The sequence below is a fragment of the Paenibacillus sp. GCM10027628 genome (genome assembly GCF_042676385.1).
Classification (GTDB): domain Bacteria; phylum Bacillota; class Bacilli; order Paenibacillales; family NBRC-103111; genus Paenibacillus_E.
Genome location: NZ_JBHTHA010000080.1, coordinates 1 through 23,126 on the forward strand (window position 1 = coordinate 1; position 23,126 = coordinate 23,126).

At 47.5% G+C, this 23,126-nt stretch carries 24 protein-coding genes and 1 other annotated feature; of the genes, 10 read left to right on the plus strand and 14 right to left on the minus strand.

All coding sequences use genetic code 11. The features are described 5' to 3' along the window. Window positions 1-91: 91 nt before the first annotated feature. On the minus strand, window positions 92-472 hold the full coding sequence (locus tag ACFQZT_RS32620; RefSeq protein WP_379307200.1) for a c-type cytochrome: 381 nt from the start codon (window positions 470-472) through the stop codon (window positions 92-94). Between the two features lie 180 nt (window positions 473-652). On the opposite strand from ACFQZT_RS32620, the gene ACFQZT_RS32625 reads away from it, so the two are divergent. Genes ACFQZT_RS32625 through tatA form a run of 4 tightly spaced genes read left to right on the plus strand, consistent with a single transcriptional unit; the run spans window position 653 to window position 4,181 of the window. Beyond that, window positions 653-1,426 (plus strand): gluconate 2-dehydrogenase subunit 3 family protein, encoded by a 774-nt coding sequence (locus ACFQZT_RS32625; RefSeq protein WP_379307202.1) that lies wholly within the window; start codon window positions 653-655, stop codon window positions 1,424-1,426. 34 nt (window positions 1,427-1,460) lie between these two features. Beyond that, window positions 1,461-3,182 carry a GMC family oxidoreductase gene (locus ACFQZT_RS32630; protein ID WP_379307204.1) on the plus strand — a complete coding sequence of 574 codons (1,722 nt, stop codon included), beginning with the start codon at window positions 1,461-1,463 and terminating at the stop codon, window positions 3,180-3,182. 38 nt (window positions 3,183-3,220) lie between these two features. Beyond that, a complete protein-coding gene (gene tatC / locus ACFQZT_RS32635; protein WP_379307206.1) occupies window positions 3,221-3,949 on the plus strand; it encodes a twin-arginine translocase subunit TatC in 729 nt (242 codons plus the stop codon). Between the two features lie 34 nt (window positions 3,950-3,983). Next, window positions 3,984-4,181 (plus strand): twin-arginine translocase TatA/TatE family subunit, encoded by a 198-nt coding sequence (tatA, locus tag ACFQZT_RS32640; protein WP_379307208.1) that lies wholly within the window; start codon window positions 3,984-3,986, stop codon window positions 4,179-4,181. 797 nt (window positions 4,182-4,978) lie between these two features. Here the strand turns inward: tatA and ACFQZT_RS32645 are convergent. The 5 genes from ACFQZT_RS32645 to ACFQZT_RS32665 all read right to left on the minus strand — a co-directional run bounded on the left by ACFQZT_RS32645 (window position 4,979) and on the right by ACFQZT_RS32665 (window position 7,978). Beyond that, window positions 4,979-5,491 carry a phosphoesterase gene (locus ACFQZT_RS32645; RefSeq protein WP_379307210.1) on the minus strand — a complete coding sequence of 171 codons (513 nt, stop codon included), beginning with the start codon at window positions 5,489-5,491 and terminating at the stop codon, window positions 4,979-4,981. Between the two features lie 128 nt (window positions 5,492-5,619). After that, complete coding sequence (locus ACFQZT_RS32650; protein ID WP_379307212.1) at window positions 5,620-6,144, minus strand: hypothetical protein; 525 nt, start codon at window positions 6,142-6,144, stop codon at window positions 5,620-5,622. Window positions 6,145-6,544: 400 nt separating this feature from the next. Beyond that, complete coding sequence (locus ACFQZT_RS32655; protein WP_379307214.1) at window positions 6,545-6,979, minus strand: GNAT family N-acetyltransferase; 435 nt, start codon at window positions 6,977-6,979, stop codon at window positions 6,545-6,547. A gap of 27 nt (window positions 6,980-7,006) precedes the next feature. Continuing rightward, on the minus strand, window positions 7,007-7,306 hold the full coding sequence (locus ACFQZT_RS32660; RefSeq protein WP_379307216.1) for a hypothetical protein: 300 nt from the start codon (window positions 7,304-7,306) through the stop codon (window positions 7,007-7,009). A gap of 27 nt (window positions 7,307-7,333) precedes the next feature. Then, entirely contained in the window at window positions 7,334-7,978 is a 645-nt protein-coding gene (locus tag ACFQZT_RS32665; protein WP_379307218.1) for an HAD family hydrolase, read from the minus strand. Window positions 7,979-8,109: 131 nt separating this feature from the next. Here ACFQZT_RS32665 and ACFQZT_RS32670 point away from each other — a divergent pair, with 131 nt between their 5' ends. Continuing rightward, the gene (locus ACFQZT_RS32670; protein WP_379307220.1) at window positions 8,110-8,553 is read left to right on the plus strand and encodes a DoxX family protein; all 444 of its coding nucleotides are present in this window, start codon (window positions 8,110-8,112) and stop codon (window positions 8,551-8,553) included. Between the two features lie 120 nt (window positions 8,554-8,673). Here the strand turns inward: ACFQZT_RS32670 and ACFQZT_RS32675 are convergent, their stop codons facing one another. Next, window positions 8,674-9,993: an MFS transporter gene (locus tag ACFQZT_RS32675; RefSeq protein WP_379307222.1), complete on the minus strand. Its 1,320-nt coding sequence runs from the start codon at window positions 9,991-9,993 to the stop codon at window positions 8,674-8,676. A 234-nt stretch (window positions 9,994-10,227) separates the two neighbouring features. On the opposite strand from ACFQZT_RS32675, the gene ACFQZT_RS32680 reads away from it, so the two are divergent. After that, complete coding sequence (locus tag ACFQZT_RS32680; protein ID WP_379307224.1) at window positions 10,228-10,992, plus strand: sulfite exporter TauE/SafE family protein; 765 nt, start codon at window positions 10,228-10,230, stop codon at window positions 10,990-10,992. 31 nt (window positions 10,993-11,023) lie between these two features. On the opposite strand, the gene ACFQZT_RS32685 is transcribed toward ACFQZT_RS32680, so the two are convergent. After that, complete coding sequence (locus ACFQZT_RS32685; protein ID WP_379307226.1) at window positions 11,024-11,770, minus strand: ABC transporter permease; 747 nt, start codon at window positions 11,768-11,770, stop codon at window positions 11,024-11,026. Continuing rightward, on the minus strand, window positions 11,758-12,483 hold the full coding sequence (locus ACFQZT_RS32690; RefSeq protein WP_379307228.1) for an ABC transporter ATP-binding protein: 726 nt from the start codon (window positions 12,481-12,483) through the stop codon (window positions 11,758-11,760). The genes ACFQZT_RS32685 and ACFQZT_RS32690 overlap by 13 nt, the downstream gene beginning before the upstream one ends. A 175-nt stretch (window positions 12,484-12,658) precedes the next feature. On the opposite strand from ACFQZT_RS32690, the gene panD reads away from it, so the two are divergent. Genes panD through ACFQZT_RS32705 form a run of 3 tightly spaced genes read left to right on the plus strand, consistent with a single transcriptional unit; the run spans window position 12,659 to window position 15,118 of the window. Then, entirely contained in the window at window positions 12,659-13,066 is a 408-nt protein-coding gene (gene panD / locus ACFQZT_RS32695) for an aspartate 1-decarboxylase (protein ID WP_379307230.1), read from the plus strand. Then, window positions 13,053-13,829, plus strand: coding sequence for a YheC/YheD family protein (locus ACFQZT_RS32700; RefSeq protein ID WP_379307232.1), 777 nt, complete (start codon window positions 13,053-13,055; stop codon window positions 13,827-13,829). Before panD ends, ACFQZT_RS32700 begins: the two co-directional genes overlap by 14 nt. A gap of 47 nt (window positions 13,830-13,876) precedes the next feature. Then, window positions 13,877-15,118: a threonine synthase gene (locus tag ACFQZT_RS32705; protein WP_379307234.1), complete on the plus strand. Its 1,242-nt coding sequence runs from the start codon at window positions 13,877-13,879 to the stop codon at window positions 15,116-15,118. Window positions 15,119-15,258: 140 nt separating this feature from the next. On the opposite strand, the gene ACFQZT_RS32710 is transcribed toward ACFQZT_RS32705, so the two are convergent. From ACFQZT_RS32710 to ACFQZT_RS32720, 3 genes are all read right to left on the minus strand, one after another. Next, the gene (locus ACFQZT_RS32710) at window positions 15,259-15,924 is read right to left on the minus strand and encodes a hypothetical protein (protein ID WP_379307236.1); all 666 of its coding nucleotides are present in this window, start codon (window positions 15,922-15,924) and stop codon (window positions 15,259-15,261) included. Between the two features lie 109 nt (window positions 15,925-16,033). Beyond that, a complete protein-coding gene (locus tag ACFQZT_RS32715) occupies window positions 16,034-17,917 on the minus strand; it encodes an arginine--tRNA ligase (protein ID WP_379307238.1) in 1,884 nt (627 codons plus the stop codon). 54 nt (window positions 17,918-17,971) lie between these two features. Beyond that, window positions 17,972-18,213, minus strand: a binding site (T-box leader). Window positions 18,214-18,286: 73 nt separating this feature from the next. Next, window positions 18,287-19,483: an FAD-dependent monooxygenase gene (locus tag ACFQZT_RS32720; protein WP_379307240.1), complete on the minus strand. Its 1,197-nt coding sequence runs from the start codon at window positions 19,481-19,483 to the stop codon at window positions 18,287-18,289. A gap of 179 nt (window positions 19,484-19,662) precedes the next feature. Here ACFQZT_RS32720 and ACFQZT_RS32725 point away from each other — a divergent pair, with 179 nt between their 5' ends. Further along, a complete protein-coding gene (locus ACFQZT_RS32725) occupies window positions 19,663-20,448 on the plus strand; it encodes a TetR/AcrR family transcriptional regulator (protein WP_379307242.1) in 786 nt (261 codons plus the stop codon). Between the two features lie 99 nt (window positions 20,449-20,547). Here the strand turns inward: ACFQZT_RS32725 and ACFQZT_RS32730 are convergent, their stop codons facing one another. Further along, complete coding sequence (locus ACFQZT_RS32730) at window positions 20,548-22,761, minus strand: GDYXXLXY domain-containing protein (protein ID WP_379307244.1); 2,214 nt, start codon at window positions 22,759-22,761, stop codon at window positions 20,548-20,550. A gap of 74 nt (window positions 22,762-22,835) precedes the next feature. Then, window positions 22,836-23,054, minus strand: a complete 219-nt coding sequence (locus ACFQZT_RS32735) for a hypothetical protein (RefSeq protein WP_379307246.1) — start codon at window positions 23,052-23,054, stop codon at window positions 22,836-22,838. Between the last annotated feature and the right edge of the window lie 72 nt (window positions 23,055-23,126).

Consider the following 23,126-nt stretch of genomic DNA (forward strand, 5'->3'; position numbering starts at 1 on the left):
TCCTCCAATTTCTTGGGTGACTGTACCTTTCTTACAACACAGGGACTTTTTCAGTGGCCTCGGCTCTGCCCCGGGTTGTTTCGCATTGCTTTTATTTTTTATCGGCCAGCCATGCGGCAAGGGAGCCGACTTCACTGTCCGAAAGCTTACCCTTGAAGCTGGGCATTGCACCTCTACCGTTCGTAATCGTTGTAACAATCTGGTCCTTAGAGAGCTTACCGCCCACTTTCTGCAGATTAGGTCCTACCGATCCCTCCAAACTAGCCCCATGGCAAGCCATACAATTGGCTTTGAAGACGCTTTGTGCATCTACTGTTGCAGCTCCTCCACCGCTTGTTGTTGCTGATGGACTGGTTGCAGGACTGGCTGCAGCACTGGTCGTAGGACTTGGCGAAGGCGTCGTATTGCTCTTGCCGCATGCGGTAAGCGATATGGCAAGCAGCAGAGCGAGGCATAATATTGATTTGTTCATTCTTGTAACTCTCCTCACATTGATTGGTTCGAAATGCTATGCAGTCAAGTAAGCTGATCTGTTTCTACGATGCCCCTGTTACCATTTTTTCATGCAAATAAATGCATAAGAAGTGTAATGGAAGATCATGATATCCACAACAACCAATTTATGCATAAATATGCCAAGGAGGAATGTAATTTGGCTGATAAGAAGTTGGATAGCTCCCCGGACCATTCACGCCGCCGATTCTTGAAGTATACCGGTACCGCTATTGGCGGCGCGGTTGTTGGAGGCGTCATTGGAAGCGCAATTACAGGCGGATTTAAAAAAAATGCTGCCGCGCCATCACCCTCTCCATCCGCATCTCCCCAGGATCAACCTGCGGCGGATTTTAATCGGGCACCGATGTTTTTCAATCAAACCCAACTGCAGATGACGGAGGCTGCGGCTGAGCGCATTTTCCCTAAAGACGAAACGGGGCCGGGGGCGACCGATTTGGGCGTCGCTTTTTACATTGACCATCAATTAGCCAGTCCGTGGGGAGTGAATGCCCGCACCTACCGAACCGGGCCATTTATCAAAGGGGAAGTCACGCAGGGTGACTATTTGAGCATTCAGCGCCATGAGCTCATTACGATGGGTTTGCAAAGCATGGAAGATGCAAGTAAAGCCAAATATACCAAATCTTTCGTTGATCTGGCTCCAGAAGAGCAGGATGCCATCCTCAGTTCCATGGAAAAAGGCGAGATCAATGTGGTGAACGGCATTACAGGCAAAACCTTCTTCAATCAGTTTCGCACCTTAACGATGGAAGGCGTATATTCGGATCCGCTTTATGGAGGCAATAAAAACATGCAGGGCTGGAAGATGCGCAAATATCCGGGCAATCAGATGAGCTATGCCAATATTATGGATAAGGATCAGTTCATCGCCATGGAACCGCGGAGCTTGCATGATCATTTCGTACATTAATGAACAACACCGGATGAAAGAAGGGAAATAACGCATGGCTACAAAAATGCCGAAAGTTCCAGTTGTAATTGTCGGGATGGGATGGGTAGGAGGCATCATTGCCGCGGAGTTGACCAAGCAAGGCGTAAAGGTAGTTGGACTGGAACGCGGGAAACCGCGCAGTACGCAGGATTACTATATGGTGCATGACGAACTGCGCTATGCGTCTCGATACGATCTCATGCAGGATCTTTCCAAGGAAACCGTAACGTTCCGCAATACGGAGAAAATGGCTGCCGTACCGATGCGGGAATACGGCTCCTTTCTTCTCGGGGAAGGGCTTGGCGGAGCGAGTATCCATTGGAATGGACAAACCTATCGTTTCCTCCCCTACGATTTCGAGATCTACAGTAAAACTGTGGAAAGATACGGCAAACAAAAAATACCGGACGGGATGACCATTCAAGATTGGGGCATCACCTACGATCAGTTAGAGCCTTATTTTGATAAATTTGAAAAGCTGGCGGGCATTTCCGGCGATCAAGAACAGAATCCTTTAGTCGGCAAGCGGTCCAATCCATTCCCGACCAAACCGATGGTGAAAACGCCGGTTTTAAAACTGTTCGAGGATGCGACGAAAAAGCTGGGGTATCACCCTTATATGATGCCTTCAGCCAATTTATCGGAACAGTATACGAATCCGGATGGGATCACGCGTGCTGCCTGCCAATATTGCGGCTATTGCGAGCGTTTCGGCTGCGAGTATGGAGCAAAAGCGGATGCTGTGGTCACAGTTCTGCCTATCGCCCAGAAATCTGGAAATTTCGAGCTGCGCTCCTATTCTAATGTCATCCAAATTTTGAATGACGGGAAAAAGGCCAGCGGTGTTGTGTATATGAATACCGTCACGGGAGAACAGTTCGAACAACCCGCGGATGTCGTCATCATGGCCAGCTATGTGTTTAACAACATTAGACTCCTGTTGACATCAAAATTGGGTAAACCTTATGACCCCGCTTCCGGTAAAGGAGTTATTGGAAAGAACTATTGCTATCAGACTAACGGTGGATCGGCTACCGGATTCTTTGACGATAAAGAGTTCAATTTATACGCCGGCGCAGGGTCGCTTGGCATGGAGATTCCCGATTTCAACGGAGATAACTTTGACCATAGCAACCTAAGCTTCATCCATGGGGCGGGCATCCGTATTTCCCAGACTGGCCAACGGCCGATAGCTACCAACTCGGTTCCGAAAGGAACGCCGGCATGGGGAAAAGATTTTAAACAAAAATCACTTAAATACGCGAACAGTGTGCTGGCCGTTTCCCCTCAAGGCAGCAGCTTGCCATGGAAACACCATTATGTTGACCTGGATCCAACGTATAAAGATGAGTATGGGCTTCCGTTAGCCCGCATTACTTTTGATTTCGAAGAACAGGACCGGCAGATGATTAAATTCGTGGCCGGCAAGGCTGCCGAGATTATGAAGGAAATGAATCCAACTACGATCGGTTCGTCCGATCAGCTTGGGCCCTACAATATCGTACCGTATCAATCGACTCACAATACCGGAGGCGTCATCATGGGTGCTGATCCGTCAACTTCGGCAGTAAATTCCTATTTGCAAATGTGGGATGCAGAAAACGTGTTTGTCGTCGGGGCATCCGCTTTTGCGCATAACAGCGGCTATAATCCGACAGGCACGGTAGGCGCTCTAGCATTTAGGGCGGCTGAAGGGATTTCGAAGTATTTAAAACAGGGTGGTATGGTTGTTTAATTGGGGCTGCAAAGGACTCTAAGTTAAGGAGGTAGGGGATGGATCAGGAAGATTGGATTTTTCATTTGACGGAAGTCCGCAAGCGTCTTCTCATCGTGTTCACGTGGTTTACAATAACACTTTGCGCCGGGCTTTATGTAGCACCGAATATACTCCGGTATATGAAATCGCAGCCATTAATCGGTGAAATTAAGTGGAATGTGTTTTCGTTTACGGACGGGCTCATGATCTATATGAAGTGCGCTTTCCTTGTTGCTTTATTCCTTACTGTGCCGGTGCTGCTCTACCAATTGTGGGCATTCGTCAGGCCCGGACTTACCGAGGCGGAGGCAAGAGGCTCCCTTCCTTACATACCGGTAGCCTTTGCGCTGTTTATCATCGGCGTATCGTTCAGCTATTGGGTGGTTTTCCCCATGATGATCCGTTTCATGATGCGGATGAATCACACGATCGGTGCGGTGGAAACTTACGGGATCGACCGATACTTTTCGTTCCTGTTCGATATTGTATTTCCGATGGCCGTAGCTTTCGAGCTCCCTGTCGTTCTGTTGTTCCTCACGAAAATCGGTTTATTAACCCCGCAGCGGTTAAAAATGACGAGGAAATACGCTTACGTCGGCTTAACGATAACCGGTTCATGCATTTCGCCGCCTGATATGGTGTCCCATCTGTCAGTCACAGTCCCATTAATTCTGTTATTTGAGATTAGTGTGATGGTTGCAGGCTGGCAATGGCGAGCTATGCAGCATAGTCCAGCAAATAGCTGACCTCAGCCTAAATTATGAAAAAAGGATGATGCAAATGTTTAACAATATTGGTGTATCCGGATTGATCCTGATTCTGGCCATCGCTTTAATTGTTTTCGGGCCTTCCAAGCTGCCCCAGCTGGGCCGGGCTTTCGGGGATACGCTCCGTGAGTTTCGCAATTCCACCCGCAGCATCGTTGAAGATAACGAGCGTGACCCTCTCATTGAAAATGAAGGCAAAAAGCCGCTGTAAGGGAACTGGCTGCCGGCGATGATCAGGACCTAGGGCCTTGCCCCAGGTCCTGTTTGCGTAACGTTGGATTATTACCGAATGCTTGGATCACGTCATCATTAGCCACCCAAGATCGTAGTTTCCAGTGACGAAGTTTCGGTTCCTGAATTACTGCGTTCCATGGTCACTGCGCTCAAAGTTTGATATAACGACCCATCGAGTCAATTTCATAATTTATTAGCCTTACTAGGTAAGGCTTTTCCGTCACTGGAAAATGACTTACCTCCCCGATAGAGTGCAAGATGCCGATTTATGGATAAATACCATTACCATTTTTCTATTTGTCTTGAATGACTGCAAAAGCTCGAGTAGAGAAGAATGAAATGCCTAAACAGTTGGTAATGCCCAATATATCTACAGTTCCCCCTTACCCGTCGTGGAAAGAACCAAAGTCGCTAAATAGAGAACATTTTGACGCACTTGGAAGGTAAATGACCACCAATCAGGTTTCGAAAGAATAAAATTCCATAATTAGCGAAGATTGTTCGTTGTTTATGGACTTTTGTTCTTTCGAGCATCGAAATGGCCACTTCTTCGAAATTTAGCGTCAAACTTGTACACTAAAAACGACCTTTGTTCTTTATCAAGCGGGTAACCCGAAGGTTACCCCCTCATTTCTTTGAAAGTGGCCGATGGTTGCATTATGTGCATTCGAATCGGCGGAAGAGCGAGCCAAAAGGAGAGTTTTTTATGAGACTTGCTACTCGACAAATCCGTGGAAAAATCGTCATTCCGAATTATGAAATTAGCAGGGGGACTCATCCCTGTTCTTCGTTCGGAACGACCATGTCCCGGATGGTTTCAAATGCGATTGGCGTATAGTTCCAATGTTCCACACAAACATTAAAATAATTAAGACCCTCATACTTCTGGCCATGAATATGCCCATGCACATTGACAAAAGGCATATGTTTATTCATGTACATCGGTTCATGCGTCAAGAAAAAGAACTGATTGTAGATAATCGGATGCTCACTCACCTCGTCAAAACCAACATCCAACCACCACCCTCTCGACCTTCCTCTGTCGTGATTGCCCAAAACAAGAAACTTGTAACCGTTAAGCCTGCTGACGATATCAGAGGTTTTTTCTTTATTCAGAAACGAAAAATCTCCAAGATGAAATACTTTATCATCTTTGCCAACGGCCGAATTCCAACTTTCGATCATCTTACCCGTCATCTCTTCCGCATCTTTAAACGGTCTGGATTCAAAATCAATGATCTGTTTATGACCAAAGTGATGATCTGACGTAAAGAAAACTTTTGCCATGTAGGCTCCACCTGCCTCTATTTCGATATCCCTTTATTGCTTAACGTTAAGCCAATTAGCTCATTCGAGTCCGGATCAAGCATGACTGAGCCCGTGTACTCGTACGAGCAGCCAATGTTACCCACAGCTCACCACTTTTTAGAGATATCAACATCATTGACCTTATATGTATTCTTAAATCTTATCGTGTAGAGATCCACGCTCTTACTAGGTTGAATTTTCTTTTTTATAAAAATCGTTTTGCTGCCCGTTTCATTGCTTAAATCGTTCATGGGTGCTTGTTCATCAACCAGTGACGACTGGTATTCAAGAGTATGTTGATCTAGTCGCTGATAATGAACAATATCAAGAGGTACATTGGGCAAATAGGCAGCCACCTTATTTTTGATCTTAAAATTGATGGCTTGGTCCTTGACTTCATTGCAAGTCCAATAAATCATTGGGCTAAGTAGAATCAGTAGAATTACTCCGCGTATGTAGGTGCCAGGACGCCGATTCACTACCGTCAACACAACGCGAACAAAACAAATGACCAAGAAAGTGAACGTAAGCAGATAAAATATCGAAGGACGCATTTCGTACTGATACGGCAATGCGATAATTAAAAATAGCACTGGAATTAAAATATTGATGAAGATTTTAAGAGCTCTCATTGCGGTTTAGCGATCCCTTCACTTTATACATTCGGGCTGTGCCCGTCACAATCCTCAGAGCCTCGAAAGTGATCTTCTTTCCGCTTGCGGTTTGCATACATCGCAGACGCCAACAACTCGACCCGTTTCCGTAGCATAAAAGGAAAGGCGTTTTGCTTTCTTTTTGCAAAATGAGCATGTCTTAGGACTCACTTTAGGCGATCTATCTTTTTTTAGGCTGAATTTAATGACGTTATGAGTCTCTACTTTATCTCTGATTTTGATTGCAAATTTATAGATTATAATAAGAACAATAATCCCTGCGAATATGCTGAATATTAATATCAAACATATTCTCCTTTCTGGTCAGGCTTCCAAGCCGGTGTTCATCTCGCTCTGGTCCGATGTATGACTCCGACTGCTAATCGCCTGATTCTTCGTCAATTTCATAGGTACAACGGAATCGCTCGACGCCCGGATATTGTTCCCCCAGACTATTAATCACAAACCCGATGTTTCTATAAAATTCTACCGCTTCCTCATCGGTTTCAGTGATGATTCTGACCAGCTTCACTTCTTCAATAATTTCGAGAATGATTCCGCGTCCAAAGCCAACGCCCCGGCTCTCCGGTTCAACAGCCAGATGGGTTATTATCATCTCGCGCGCTTCATTCAATCGAAACCCGATGATACCCACCATAACGCCTTCCGATTCATAACCAAACAATTGTAATTCGGAATCATTCATATAAAGCTCTATCGTGCTATCCAGGCGTTCAGGATCTGGAAACACGCTATACCCCAGCAATTCTTGAATCTTCGTTTCTTCCAATCTTGATTTAACTTCTACAAGCATCTAATTTCACTTCTTCCTCGTATCATTTTAGGCCGAAGCCGCATTTTTACTCAACCATTTCTGCAATATTTCTTCCAGCGGTTGACTTGCAGTCCTTTTAACCAACTTTATTTTAATCGTGTCTGCATGCTCTTTCAACATGAATTCGATTTGATCCACAGTTCCTTCTGTCACGAAACCATGCAGAATTCGATTGTGGTCAATGAAATGGCCATTTACGGCTAAGCCATTTTCTCCTACAAATGCGCGATTTCCATCTACGAGCAGCGCAATCACACACCATATTGCAAGACCGATACAGTAAACCGAGATCATCCATATGATCAAAACTTGTATTGGCTTCCCCTTTTTCAACTACACGAAGTCAAGCAATTGCATCAGGTTATTGATATGAGCCACCGTCCGGACTCCCTTCTCCTCCATCGTCGCTGCAGCTCCGCCATAGCTGATAAAAGCTATCCCGGCATCCATCGATGCGCGGCCATCTATCCACGAATCACCAACAGAAATCCACGCTGCCTGCTGGATATGAGGAAAGTGCTGTTTGGCAACCAAATAACCGGATGGAGATGGCTTCATCGCCTGCATTTGTTCTCTGCCAACGATCAAATCAAAATAACCTTCAATTCCTGTCAATTGAAGAGCTCGCCTAGCCGCTTGAAAGGAATTATTCGTTACAATAACAAGCACATACTCGTTAGCCAATGCAATCAACAGCTCCAAAGCTCCCGTTTCTAACCCTGCCCCCTCCATGCCCATCACTTCGTACTTCAAGGCAATCTGCATCGCCGATTCATAGAGTTCCTCGGATATTCCGTTGTTTTCCTTTGCATATTGAATGAGGGTAGATGTGGTATGTTCTTCAATCGCAAAAGACTCGGATAATACGCCATTTTTCTTTAAAAAGCTTGCAGTCTCAAGTTTCATAGCCTGAAAATTTATATTTGACTTGAGTAAAGTGTTATCCATATCAAACATAATGCCTCTTTTTTTATCCATAAACGATGACTATCAATCCCTCCAACTATGTATTCGTCAAATACAACCGCCTGCTGCAAAAGCACTTATGGTACAATGACAGAAAAAGGAAACCTGTTCAACAGGCAACTCATGAGAGGGGATAGATAATTATGCTTCCGTTCTATGTACTCGTCTTTTCATTTGTCGTCATGCGAGTTCTGGGTTTTATTGGAATCGACGGTCTGGATCATTGGCAAACGGCATTGCGCTTCGCTTTTGCAATCATGTTTCTTTTTACTGCCTCTGCTCACTGGGGAAAAAGACGACCTGATTTGATACGAATGGTCCCGCCTGCGCTAAAGCGGCCTGACCTGCTTGTCACATGGACAGGAATTCTTGAGATCACCGGCGCGATCGGATTATGTATGTCGGTACTTGCTCCATTCGCAGCCATCGGTCTTGCCATTCTGCTGATCGCGATGTTTCCAGCGAATGTGAATGCGGCGAAACGGCAGGGCAGCATTGGCGGGCGGCAGGTAACGCCGCTGCCGCTTCGTATCCTGCTGCAGATTATTTTCGTGACTGCTCTGCTATCCACCCTGTCATTTTACTAGTTATTTCCAGTTTACTTTTTGACTGCTTTCAAGTCAATTATCCTCTGGAGTTTTATTCGCCAATCAGAGTGATAAATAAGAGCCAGAGAACGGAAATTTCCGCTTTCTGGCTCTTCTCGCTCAACCTGTCTGTTTGGCCGGCGTTTGAATTGCAAAAGGAATCGCCAAGGCTGCCAGGCTTGCAATGAGACCGAATACAAACATGCTGTGGATTCCACCGTAAAAGTTGCTTGATTTGGTCAAAATCGCTCCCATAATCGTAACGCTAACGGCTGTGCCGATGTTCCGGGCAAACAGTTGCAAAGAGGTCGATATCCCTTTTTGATGCGCATCCACAAGCTGTTGAGAGCCAATCGTAGAAATGGTAAAAATCATCCCAAACGCGAGCCCCAGTACGGTTAACGCTGTAAAGGAATACCAAAATGGCGAGCTTTCCCGGAGAAAGAACAGCATAATGGCCGTAGCCACCAGGAACAAATTCCCGATGATAAGCAGCGGTTTGTAACCGAAGCGGAGCACCCATTTCCCGCCGGGTACGGCGACGATCATCCAGCCGATCGATGTTGATAGTAAAGCGACACCGCTAATCAGCAGTGAAAATCCTTGCGTCTGCAAGAAGAGCGGCATGAAACTGGAAGTTCCGAACAGTGCCATGCAGCTGAGGAAAGAACCTGCGTTCATGATCGCAACCGGACGGTTCCGGAATAAGTTCAACGGGACGATCGGAGCCGTTTGTTTGCGCTCATAGATGAAAAAAGCAGCCATCAGAACGACCCCTGCGATTCCGTAAAGATAGCTGTGGTGTTCTACGGCTGTTGTTAGAAGCAGCATCGAGATTCCGGCTCCGAACAGCAGCGCACCGCCATAATCGATCGAGGAACGTTTCGGTTCGTACACTTCCTTATACGGCAGCAAAGCTAGCAGGGAAATGAGACAGATCGGAATGTTAACGAAGAAAATCCAGCGCCAGCTCATATAGGTGACAAAGAACGAGCCCAGCAATGGCGCTAAAATTGCGGACAAACCCCACATCCCTGTGAAAAAAGCCTGCACTTTCCCTCTCTGTTCGACTGAAAAAAGATCTCCCGCGATAATCGATGGAAACGGCATCATAATCCCTGCGCCTATCCCCTGAATCGCTCTAAAAACGATAAGCTGCACCATGCTTTGGGACAGTCCGCAGAGCACAGATCCTCCAAGAAAGAGAAGGATTCCTGTTGCAAAAATCCTTTTACGTCCAAAGAGATCAGACAGTCTCCCGGCCATAGGGGCTAATACGGTGGACAGTACCATATACGAGGTAAACGCCCAGGCGTACAGGTCGTTACCGCCTATTTCTTTCACAATAATGGGCATGGTCGTGTTGGCAATAGTGGCATCCATAGAGGCGACTAACATCGCGAGTACAATACTGACCATAACCGTTGATCGGTTACTCATCTTGCTCTTCCCCCCTGTTCTGTCATTTTAGTCATATCATCATATTGTAACGGATTACAAAGTGCATTGTATACGAATCCAATGATAACTAGTACCGGACTGGACATTCACCCAGCTCCTCGTTCCTCCATATAATAAACAGCGGTTAATAAAGTTTTCCTTTACAAAAAGGTTTTATGTAGCATAAAATAAATCCAATATGATTAGTAGGATTTTGAATGGGGACATGACAACATGACTTTAAGTATCTTACTGATGGGTTTATTGGTCGGTTTTTTGGTCGGATTAACCGGTGTTGGCGGAGCTTCGCTGCTTACCCCCATTTTAATCATGATGAACATTCATCCTTCCATTGCAGTTGGAACAGACCTCTTGTACAACTCCATCACCAAGCTTTTCGGAACGGTCCAGCATTGGCGGCAAAAAACCATCGATTGGCGACTTGTCAGACACCTAGCGATGGGCAGTATTCCAGGCGTAATTCTCGCCATTGTATTCCTGAAATTATTTGATTCTTATTATCACAATCAAGAAGTAATTATCAAACACGCGCTTGGCTACGTGCTGATTCTGGTTGCCATCGCGACGTTATTCAAAGTGTTCTTCGGACATAAGATCAAAGAGAATCGCTGGCAGCTTAAAAGCTTGGAAGAAAAACGCGGACTCACCGTTACGATCGGCGCCGTTCTGGGCTTCATCGTCGGACTCACGTCCATCGGCTCAGGGTCGCTTTACGCTATTGCGATGCTTTATTTCTTCCGTATGAGCGCATCCCAATTAGTCGGCACAGATATCGCACATGCCTTTTTCTTGGCAACTGCCGCAGGCATCCTGCATGCCAGTATGGGCAACGTGAATTTCACGCTCGTGTTTAATTTGCTGCTTGGTTCAATTCCCGGCGTGTTGATCGGCAGCATGCTTGCTACGAAAGCGCCGACGAATGTGCTGCGTATGATCATAGCCAGCCTGGTTTTGATCAGCGGGTTAAAATTAATATGAACAAATCCCCGTGCCCGGGGATTTTTTTGTTTCATGCGCGCAGGGTCAATTCCTTCGTAAACCAAAGCTTATAGCATAGAACGCTTAAAATGATACTCGTAACCGCTGCAGAAGCGGTAAATGCAAACAAAATTAAGATCTGATATCTCACCGCATCCACAGGATTCGCGCCTGCGATGATCATACCTGTCATCATGCCGGGAAGCTGTACGAGCCCGACGGTTTTCATGCCGTCGATCGTCGGAATCATGCTGGCCTTCACTGAGCGCTGAAGCGCTTGCTGTATCGCTTGCCGGACAGATGCGCCGAGTGCCAGCAGCGCCTCGATCTCCCCGCGAGACGAAGCGACCTCCCGGTTCATATGATTCAGGAATAACCCGCAAACGATCATCGAACTGCCGATCGTCATGCCGCTGATGGGGATAATATATTGAGAGGTTGGTTGAATGATGCGAAGGCTTAGCATGAGTCCCAAGGTAATAGCCTCCGTCGCAGCGATAGCCAGCGCGATTCGCCAATAGACCCCTCGTATGCCTTCAGCACGTTTACCTGCATTATGCGAAGCAATCCCGATCATAATCGCAATAATTATCAGAATCAGTCCTATATTTGCCGACTTAAAAACAAAGTGTAACACATAGCCGATGAACAGAAGCTGTAAAGCACCCCGAATCGTGCCAATCGCAATGTCCTTCTCAAGCCCAAGCTTTTGCCACCTGGATAGCGCCATCGTAATGACGACGAAGGTTAAAGTGAACCCTAGCGCTAAAGTAGACATCCCTCTTCACCTCCCGTATCCATCAAGGATTGGGCCGCTCGATCCTTAACCGCTGCGACCGTATTTTCGGACAAGTTGCCGCTCTCCAAGTGCCACAACCTGTGACTTACGCTCATCGCTTGCTCGTGGTCATGCGTTACCCAGACCATTGAAGTCCCTTCCCGCTCGCTCAGCTTTATCAGCAAAACCTCTACGGCATGCTTGCTTTCCGCGTCCAATGCTGATGTTACTTCATCGAGCAGCAGCACGTCCGGTCGCAGCATCAATGATCTGACGAGCTGCAAACGCTGTTTCTGTCCACCGGAAAGATCGGCTGCTTTTTGTCGCCAGTCAATGTCCCCAAGTCCGACTTGTTCCATAAACTCCACCGCGAGCGGCTGATCAAACGGCTGTAGATGAAGCCTGCTCGCAGCAGACAAATTATCCCCTACGGTCGTTGGCAGCATGATTGGCAGCTGCGGCACGTAGCATACTTTCTTGCGCCAATCACAAGGATGCCATAACGCCGAATCTCGTCCATGCAGCGTCAGGCTGCCTCCATCAAAGAGCTCCAGTCGAGCGAGTGTGCGAAGCAGCGTACTTTTACCTTGGCCGGATGGGCCAAGAATAGCGATGCGCTCACCGGAGCTAACATGCGCATTCATTTGATCAAACAGCGGGACAGGCCCGCCGTTCGGATGTTTTTTTAGCAGTCGTTCAATCACGAGAATCATTGGCTATTGATGTCACTCCCCGGTTTATTTTTCCATGAATAATCATGTTATTATATCACATCACCTATGATAGGAACCCAATTTCCAGTGAAATAGCCACAAGCCTGCACCATGACGAGCGCATTGGTCATACGCTGTGAAGAACACCCAATGTCATGATAAAGGAGTACTGCTTATGCTGCGATTAATGTGCAAAGGAAAAATTCACCGGGCTACGGTAACTGAGGCGGATCTGGATTATGTCGGAAGCATAACGATAGATGGCTTATTAATGCGAAAAGCAAATATTTTGCCCTACGAAATGGTTCAAGTTACGAGCCTCCGCAATGCAACACGCTGGAAAACATATGCCATCCCAGCTCCTGAAGGATGTGGAAAAATAGGCTTAAACGGCCCGCCTGCCCACCTCTTTCAACCCGGTGACCTCATCATTATTCTCAGCATGGCACTCATGGATGAGGAGGAGATCCGAATGCTTAAGCCTCAGGTTGTTTTTGTTGACAGCAATAATCAACTGTTGAAGGTAGAAGAACACGATCTCGTCATTGCGATCCAAGAAGCGAAGTCTAATGACCAAAACTAAATTAAGCACCAGCAAATGGACCAAATATAAAATTCTGAATCGGTCGGAGATACTTAGAACCCATCTTCCCCAAACCGTATGGCTGAAACAAAGATCTTTCCATCGCATGATCGATAAATATGGGCAAGTGATCATCAAACCGACCGGCAGCTATGGCGGCAAGGGCGTCATTTGCATCAAAAGAATTGCTCCTCAGAGCTATCAGATCCATGACGGCCCACATAAAAATACATTTGCCGACAAGGTAAACTTGTATGCTCACCTCAAAAAGAAAATTCACAGAAACTATATTGTCCAAGAACGTATCTCGCTCGCAACCGTTAACGGACGCCCTTTTGATTTAAGGGTGATGGTGCAGCGTCACTCTAATTCTCCATGGCAAGTAACAGGTAAACTGGCTAAAATCGCAGGAAAAGGCTTTATCGTGACCAATATACGTATGAGCAGCGGCAAAGTCGTGTCCGTCCGGCAGGCATTGAAACACTCTACTTTAAAAAATATGTCCATATCAGAGCTGATTGCGCGAATGGATAAAGTCGCTTTAGCCTCGGCCGAACAACTCAGCCTCTCCTATCCTTCGGTTCGTACGATGGGGGTCGATATGGGTCTGGATATAAAAGGGGATATTTGGATTATTGAAGTAAATTTCGTCCCGATGCTTGGACTCTTTCTGAAACTTAAAGACAAGTCCATTTATAGGAAAATCAGATCGTTTTCACAAGAATTAACCGGCTCCGTGGACATAAGCCGTCTCCTTCTTTGACTTTTTTTAATAGTCTAAGGTAGTGTTTGACGCTAAGGAGGCTGCCTATGAACCGGTTTAGGCTTGTTTGCTCGCGATGTTCGCTGACGTTCCCTTTCCGCTATAACGAAATGAAATGCACCTGCGGAGGCACGCTGCTGGTCGACTATGATCTAGAGCAAATTGCTGGAACGTTTACAAAAAAGGCGCTTGCTGCTCGCTACCCTTCAATGTGGAGATATAAAGACCTGCTTCCGGTTGATGATCCTGATTGTATCGTCTCTTTGGGAGAAGGCTGGACACCTCTTATCCGCCTGCGGGAATGGGAGCAAAAATTGCCGATCCGACAGCTGTGGATCAAGCGGGAAGAACAGAATCCGACGGGCAGTTTTAAATCCAGAGGGTTTTCGGTCGCCGTATCGCTGCTCAAGGAAGCGGGCGTGACGCAAGCGGCAGTTCCCTCAAACGGCAATGCGGCCGGCGCTTTGGCCGCTTACGCCGGACGGGCTGGCATTCAGGCCTATGCTTTCATTCCATTAGACTGCCCGCCTCTCATCGTTCAGGAATGTGTCCAGTATGGTGCACAGACCTATCTGGTGGATGGTTTCATTCATGATGCCGCCGCCATCATTGAAGCCGGCAAAGACGAGCAAGGCTGGGTGAATGTAGGGACTTTGAAAGAAGCCGGGCGGGTGGAAGGCAAGAAGACGATGGGACTGGAGCTGGCGGAGCAGCTCGGCTGGAAGTTCCCCGATGTGGTAATTTATCCGACCGGCGGCGGTTCCGGTATTATTGGCATGTGGAAAGCTTACCTCGAGCTGCAAGCTATGGGCTGGATCGACGGACCGATGCCGAGGTTCGTTTGCGTCCAGGAAGCAGGCTGCCAGCCGATTGTAGACGGATTGGCGGCTCGCAACCAGGCGACGGCAACGGCGACGGCGACACCGGCAACGCCTACAGGGGTGCCGGCCAACCCGACAGGAATGCGCGTCCCCAATCCTCCGGATTTGGCGCTCATCCTGTCGATCGTGGAGCAAAGCGGCGGCACGGCCATCGCGCTTAGCAAGAACGAGATCGCCAGCGCAGCCGCTTGTCTGGGCGCGCAGGGCATCTCCGCGTCGCCGGAAGGCGCGGCGACTTGGGCCGGCCTGCTCGCCTGCTGCGAGAGCGGCTGGCTGCGGCCGACCGATTCGGTCGTGCTGTTTAACACGTCGCACGCAATGAAATACACAACGTTGGCTTCGGCCCCGCAGCTGCCAACGATCAGGAACTACCAAGACTATTGTAATCACCTGAATGGATTGCAATGAGAGAACAACCGTCAGGGTAAATCACCCTGATGGTCTTTTGCTTGTAATTCCATCTATTTGCGACTTAGTTAATGCATCGATCAGCTCACAGATAAACAAAAGAACAGCCAGAGGATCAGGTCCGCTGGCTGTTCTTGTACTTAATTGGACTCGCTGGCGCCAAGTCCGTTCTCTTCGTAAAGGCGGTACATCGCTTGAATCATCGGCTCGGCCGGATCGCGATTCAGCAAGTAGAGTGTCATCAAATATTGTAACGGCAGCGCGCAGGTATTATTGCCTTCTTCGACGGCAACGAAACCCGCTTCCAGCACGGGACCATGCTCCGGATGCAGCTCCAGATCTACATAGATTTTCTGATCCGGGAATTCTTCCCGAACTGCGTTGGCGCAATAAGGAACGATGTGCTTATCCAGCAGCGCTTTGGCATCATCTTCCGATTGCGGCGGGTTCGGCAGCGGGTGGCTTTCCGGACTGCGAAGCAAATCGACAAAGAACGATGACAGCCAAAGAGCGGCATTCGGATTGCTTTGAAAATTACGCATAATTTCATTGAGGAAAAATCCGCATGAGCAGGTCTTTCCGTCTTTCGCAAGAGTAAAAGCAAACATCGGACCGTAGGTCGGGTTATTGCCGATTTGTCCTTCTACTTCATAATCTTCATACTGTTCTTTTAAAACTTGCTGTATGTGCTGAAACCAAGTGATAATCACTTTTGCTTTCTCTTGCTCTTGTTCTTGATCCAAGTCAAGTTCCGCTTGTTCTTGTTCGGTTTGTTCTGCTTGGGTGTCGATATCTTTTTCAGTCATTAGGATTGAAGCCTCCTGCATCATTCAAATTGGCACGAATATTTCTATTGTACCGCATTTGACCAAGATCAGAAAGCTATTGTTGCAAACAGGTCCTCCCGCGAATCATCTACATCCGTTTGGGTGTAGGAAGCCCGAGTATTTGCAATGCCTGATGCAGCGTATCCTTATAGGTTTGGGTTATCCACAGACGATGGGCAACTTGCTCCTCTTCTCCCTTCAGAACTGGGCAGGATCCATAGAAATGGTTGAACAATGAAGCCAATTCGAACGCATAATGACAGATCAGGCTGGGCGCCAGCTGTTTCGTTGCGGCACTCAGCGCCTCGGGCCAATAAGAGATATGCCTCAACAGATGATACTCAGGCGCCTCAAGTATAGCGCCATTGAACCCGTATGCTCTTCCCCCGAGACGGCCCTCTTTTCCCGCCTTATCCAAAATGCTGCTCGCCCTCGTATAGGCATACAATAAATAAACGCCAGAGTTGCCGGTTACCTCAGTTGCCTGCTGCAAATCAAAAACAACTTCCGTTTGCAACTGGTACTTGAGCAAATAGTATCGAATCGCCGCCGCAGCGATCGTTTTGCTGGAGATACCTGCCTTTCTTGAACGTTTGGCGTCGATGACACTTTCCATACGCGCCAGCAGGTCGGCAACTTTAATCCCGATGCCTTGGCGCCCAGACATCGCGTAGGCGCTTTTTCCGTCCGAGACATCAATGCCGAGTCCCGCAGCGGTTTCCGGGCTTAAGGAAACGACGCCATAACTAACGTGCTTGAGTTGGTTGGCTTGCTCTTCATACCCAAGCACCTCCAGCGCCAGTTTCACCATTGCCTGTGGATATTCTTGACGATGGTCGATGACGTTGATCACCATATCGGCATGGCCGATTGTTTTTTTGCTGCCGCTAGAGGCTGTCGACCATAGGCCTTCCTCCCATTTTTTATAAACAAAATCGTTCGGAAGGATGCCGAATTTCCACAAATGATAGGCAATATCCTTGGCTGTGTAAGTAAGAATGCCGTTTGAGCGAACGAGCACTTTATCCGCCAGAAAGTCGGCCCCATCCATAGCTTCGGCCGATTCGCCAGCCTGCTTCAGCACCCAGCAACCAGCCTGCTTCCCTTCCGTCACTTTATGAAACATGCCCGTCTGCTGCAGCAATTTGAACGCGGTATCCCAGAAGCCCTCCCTCACAATACGGCTTTCCCAAACCAGCACATCATAACCGATGCCAAAATGCTTCATCTCTTCAAGCTGCTCTCGAACTATACGCTCTGCAACAAGCGAACCGATCCAAGCAAGGTTGGAATCGCCCGCCTCTAGGGCGTGTAATACCGACGAACGCTCTTCCTGGAGCGGCGGATGCTCTTTGTAGGCTTGATTGATCTTTGCATAAGTATCCCAGCAGAAATCCCCAAATCGTTCATATGGCTGCTCCGTCTGTGTGTGAAGAATGCCGACAACGGTATCGGCCAGCTGATTGCCCAGATCGTCGATATAATTGTGCACCTCGACTTGGTAACCGGCATGGCGCAGCATGCGCGACAGCGAATCTCCGATGCAGGAGTTCCTTAAGTGGCCGACATGGGCCGCTTTATTGGGATTGATCGACGTGTGCTCAACCAGCACCTTGGTCCTCTTGGCCTGGTCGCTGACCCATGTCGGTTGGTTCATTCCTCTATCTGCCCACTCCTGCCAGTTCACATAGAAGTTCAGAAATCCTGGCGGCGCCACAACCACTTTAGCGAATAAGCCTTGGACATTTCCCTTTTTTTCGAAAAGCTGCTGCAGGTTCTGAGCAATTTGAAGCGGGGGCTTACGCAATATTTTGGCTAGCAGCATTGCAATATTCGTACTATAATCGCCATGCTCCGTATGAGCAGGGTGTTCCGTGATCACTTTCAGCGTTTCCGGACGCTCCACGCCCTCCTCGTGCAAGATAGCCGCTGCAAGCTGCTCGATTTCGGCTATCAAAAGATCGTGAATCATGTTCAGTTCCTCCCTGTTCTTTTCTTGAAAATGCAAAAAAGCCCCCGTCTCCAAAAAAGAGACGAGAGCTGTTCATTCCCGCGGTACCACTCTAAGTGCTAAACCTTAAAGGCTTAACCCCTCACAGATAACGGCTTATGCCGGATCTCCCTACTTCCCTGCCGCTCATGCAAACAAAGAGGTTCAAAAGACCATTTCCCAGGTCCGTTTCGTTCTTGACATTCGTACCGGTTCCCACCTGCTCCGGCTCGCTGCGACTGTCCGACAAGAATTACTGCCCTGTTCATCAATGTTGACTATGAAATTATGAAATTGACTAAATATTAAATTATTTATACAGGATCGTTTCGTAATTGTCAAGACGATCTATCAATAGTCCTTTAGCTCGATCGCGTTAGCAGCTTTTGCAATCATTTTCATCACCATTTTAAACATGGTATTCATCACGAAAGGAACGCGAAGCATCCAATTGCGCAGAGATATTTTAAAATTAGAGCTTTCGATCATGCTTTCTGCTGCATATAGGCCGACTTTCTGGTTCTTCTCCACAAACGTTCTCATCTCTTGTTCATAGGCAGCCAAAGCAGTTGTGTACTGACCTTGCGCGGCTTTAAGCTCACCAGCCAGTACATAAGCCCCGATAAGTGCAAGGCTAGTTCCTTGCCCGGAAAGCGGCGACGGACCATAGGCAGCATCACCCACAAGCGCAACCCGCCCCCTTGACCATGTCGGCATATGAATCTGACAAATCTCGTCAAAATAAAAATCATTCGCTTCTTTCATAGCATGAAGCAGACGCTGGGTTTCCCAGCCCGTTTGACTGCCGAAAACGTCGGCAACTAGTTTTTTCTGGGTTTCCGGCTGGTGACGGTCGTAGATTAAAGACTTTGATTTAAAAATGAACATCCCCTTAGCCTCGGTATTGTCTCTTGCGCTATACATGCCTACAGTCTTGCCGGGAATCGTATAAAACTGCTGGCTGTGGTCAAGGTTCAGATAATTGTCGGTGGAAAAGATCGAGATATAGCAGCCAAGCGACCTTTTAAATTGATCTTCATCGCCAAATATCAGATTGCGCACATTGGAATGAAGACCGTCCGCCCCTATCACCAAATCAAATGTCTGTGGCGTGCCGTGGACAAATTGGACTTCAACGCCCGCTTCAGTCTCATGAATGGCGGTAATCGAATCCCCCCAAATATAATTAACGGTGTCCTTCGTCAAATTATACAAAATGGTATTCAGATCGTCGCGCATAATTTCGATGTCCAGACCCTGCTGATTGCCCATGCCCGCTTCGCTTACCCGTCCTTCAATCTTGCCAATCCTGTCTACGAAATAAACGCCTGTAATGTGCGTGTCAGCCGCACGAACTTGATCAAGAATACCCATCCGTTCAAGCACCGAAATGGCAGCTCCTCGAATATCAACCCCATAACCGCCACGTCGCAATGCGGGGGAGCGCTCAACGATAGTCACCTCAAAACCATAGCGGTGCAACCAATAGGCAAGTGCGGGTCCGGCAATGCTCGCACCGGAAATAAGAATTCGTTTCATTTGTTTCATAGATATCCACTCCTATCATTTTATGGAATAAAGTCATGAGAAAATCATTTAACTGTGTATTGTATAAACAGTATATATCGTATACAATTAAAATGCAATTAAAATTTAATTTTGGGTTCGAGTCAACCACCCCAAAAGCGATTTTCTTGACTTTACAGCCATGAAGGAGGGCTATTCCTATGAATAATGAATTTGAAGAAGATCTGCCACGCGGCGTGGCACTCAGTTGGGGGTTAGTCAAACCGACGCAGCGGGGACCGAAACGCGAAATGAGTCTTAAGCAAATCGTTGATTCGGCCATTGCCGTAGCCGATAAGGACGGACTCTCCGCTGTCTCTATGAATCGAGTCGCAGCATCCTTGGGCTTCACGACCATGTCTCTTTACCGATACGTGCCGAGCAAGGACGATCTTGTCCTTCTAATGCAGGACGCCGTATGCGATATCTCCATCCCGGCGGAAGATTCCGCTCATTGGCGCGAAAATATGATCAACTTCGTTCGAACGATTATGCGCTGTTTCCTTGACCATCCATGGTTGTGTGATATCCCTGCTTCCGGCATTCCGATTACGCCAAACAACTTGCGCATTGTGGACTGGGCATTACGGATTATGCATGAACTTCCTTTAAATCATCATGAAAAGATTTCGTTTGTTGTCCTGTTAACAAGCTATGCACGTGTATACGGCTTGTTTCAACGTGATATGAACCGTGCTATCCAGACAGGCGTCAACACGGGTCCAGTCCGTGGATTAGACTATAGTGCTGCGCTTAACAAACTGGTTACTGCGGAACGCTTTCCCTATCTGCGGCCCGTCATACTTGCGGGTGCGTATTCAGCTGATAATGATAACGAAGACGAAACCCCCTACGGATTCGAATTTGATTTCGGTCTCGCAAGGATTTTGGATGGTATCCAAACTTACGTTACATCTAACCGAGCGAGTGACCCTGATTTATCCTGAAGCACGAAAACCGGATTCCCTTGTAGAAAATAAGGGATCCGGTTTTTTTATGCGTCGAATGATTAGATTTAAGAGAGGGACATCTAAGCTCAAATTCCACTATCTATCAGGGCTTGTATCCGGCAGTAATCGAACGAGTATGGCGTCTCCGCTTGCGGATACTTTTACTTCCGCATACCTGGCTGTTCGTTCAACGTCATGGCCGGTACCTTCAGGGATAAAATAGGTTTCAATACCGTATTCGATGTTGTTGTATCCACTGATTGTCCCGTTGATACGAATCTCGCGTGATGCCAGCGTCTCTCCTTCGGTGTATAGGCGACGGAACTCGTAGACACCTGTGGCTGCGTTCGGAGCAAGTACAACAGCTATTTTCTTATGGGTAAAAGTACGCTGTTGCAGGTTCGCCGACTGTTGTGGCGTCGATATTGCATAACGAAGACGAACGTAGTCGCCTTGCATCAAAGATCGCGGATCCAGCGGTGCAAGCTCCAGCCTAATAAGCTGTCCATGGGCCAGCAGCCACTCGCTTTTAACGATTTGCAAGGACATTGCGGTAAGTTGCAGCAGCACAAGCACTGCTATTAAAAGACTGATCCCTTTGGCGGTCCAAGAGCGGTCAGCTGCGGTATGCTCAACTTCAGCTTGCCGGTTCCGCTTTTCATACCATACCGTGATCCCGAGAATAAGCACGCCTACAACCGCAAAACTAACCGATTTATGCAGGAGCTTCCAAGCCAAATCGTAATATTTGTAAAGGAGAAAAGCGATCCAGAAAGCGAGCCCCCACCCATATGTTGATATGGATTTTAGCCGTTTGCTCATGATTAATGCACCAATTAAAGTGAAAACATACATCCCGTTGCTCACATAATACCAAACGGAATCGGTAATAAACGTCAGGATGAAGAATGAGAACAGAAATGATGGGAAGCTGCCGGCAAGCAGCGGTTTTCGAACTTTTTCTAACCTGATCAGGCGAGCTGATGAGAAAATGAATAACGTACAAACGGTCAAAGTGGTGAAGACGATCACACTGCTGTCGCACAAACGATATAGCAGCACAGCTGCAATCATTTCACTGACAAGAAATAAACTGATTCGCTGCACGTAGCCGCTTAGTTTAGCAAAAGCAAGAAGAGTTAGAGCCAGGAATACGACTAATATTAACGTATAATCCATGGCCGCAGCCGTACCTGTCCCTAACAAGAGCCCGCAGGCCAGCAGCGTAAATCTGACAAGGCTATTCACTTTTTGCGCAAAAATCATGCTTGTAACGGCAAGAAGTCCAAACCCGATCAGCACATATTGCGGATCTTTAAATTCAAATACGGCGGTAACCAATCCAACGAAAGAAGCGCTGCCAATCAACGTACCGACCACGATAACAGTAATCGAAAGGATGCGGGCGACCCATTTGATAAAATCGCCTTCTGTTTTCCTTGCATTACCTGCATCGGCCGGAGGATTCCAAGAACGAACATACTGCACGAATTTTACATTGGCCCCGATGAAAAGAATGACGAACAAGATCCCGGAGAGATAAAAAAATTCACTATAATAATGTGTGGCAAGCTCGATATATTTCATTGTGATCGCCACCGATACCCACAATCCGGCGAACAGCAGGTCGGTTTTGTTTTTGGATTTGTGCACATAACCAACGGCGGCGGCTAAGACGAAAATAAGAAGCACATTCATCCAGAGGCCATAATGCGTATAAGCGAATGAGTTTGATAACCAAACCGTGATGCCTATTGCCACTTGAAATGTAACCCACTTCATAAATGAAGATTGCAATCGCCCCCGCTCCGTTACTCCGTATAAGCATGCGTTGACGATAGCCAGCACGAGCAGAAGAATAATTTCTATCGCTTCTCCCTCCGAATTACCGCGCCAGACAGGGAAGAAATAGAACAAATAAGCAAGATGCCCCAGAATATAGGTGAGGATATAAAAAGGCTGCCAACGGGTGAACACCGCGAATAAAAATGAGGGTACGAACCAGACAGCGAATAAACTGTAACTATCGGCATGAGAATTGTAAGTTTGCCCTATGAGTGCAATACCGACACCAAATGATATGCAGGATGCGAAAAGGCTTAGTCGGCTTAGAAACTCGCGCCCGCTTTTACGCGATAACCATACGGACAGACCGTATAAGCCGAAGATGAGGATAAAAATAGGCGCAAACTTCTGCGCACGGGTTAACGCCTGCCAGTTGGTTGCGAAAAAATAGACGATGGCCGTTAGTAGCGAACTCGCTCCTAGTACGTAGCCAAGTTGGATGGTTACAATTTTTTTTGAATTCATCTCAGATGCCCTCCTTTTTCCTACCTACTATTCATTGTACGGAAGAAGCGCATATTGAGAAGTACTATCTATTCCTAGTACCAGGTCATTAGACTAGCGTTTTGTTCAGACGCTTGCGGATTACGCGGCGTCAGGCTAAACAAAGATGGTCTCGCAACTGCAGGGCTGGCGCGAGGTTTCGCCACCTGCTGCGATAATTGGGGCACGACGTCGACGCGGCCGCGCCAAGATGCTGTACCGCAAGCGTCGATTATCGACCGCTTGGGCGAGAATGCATAAGAAAAAGCTCCCATGGCTGGGAGCTTTTATTGTTTTGCGCGCATGGCGCGGGGGCGGCTCCTGTAAGGCCCGTTTCGGGCCTTACA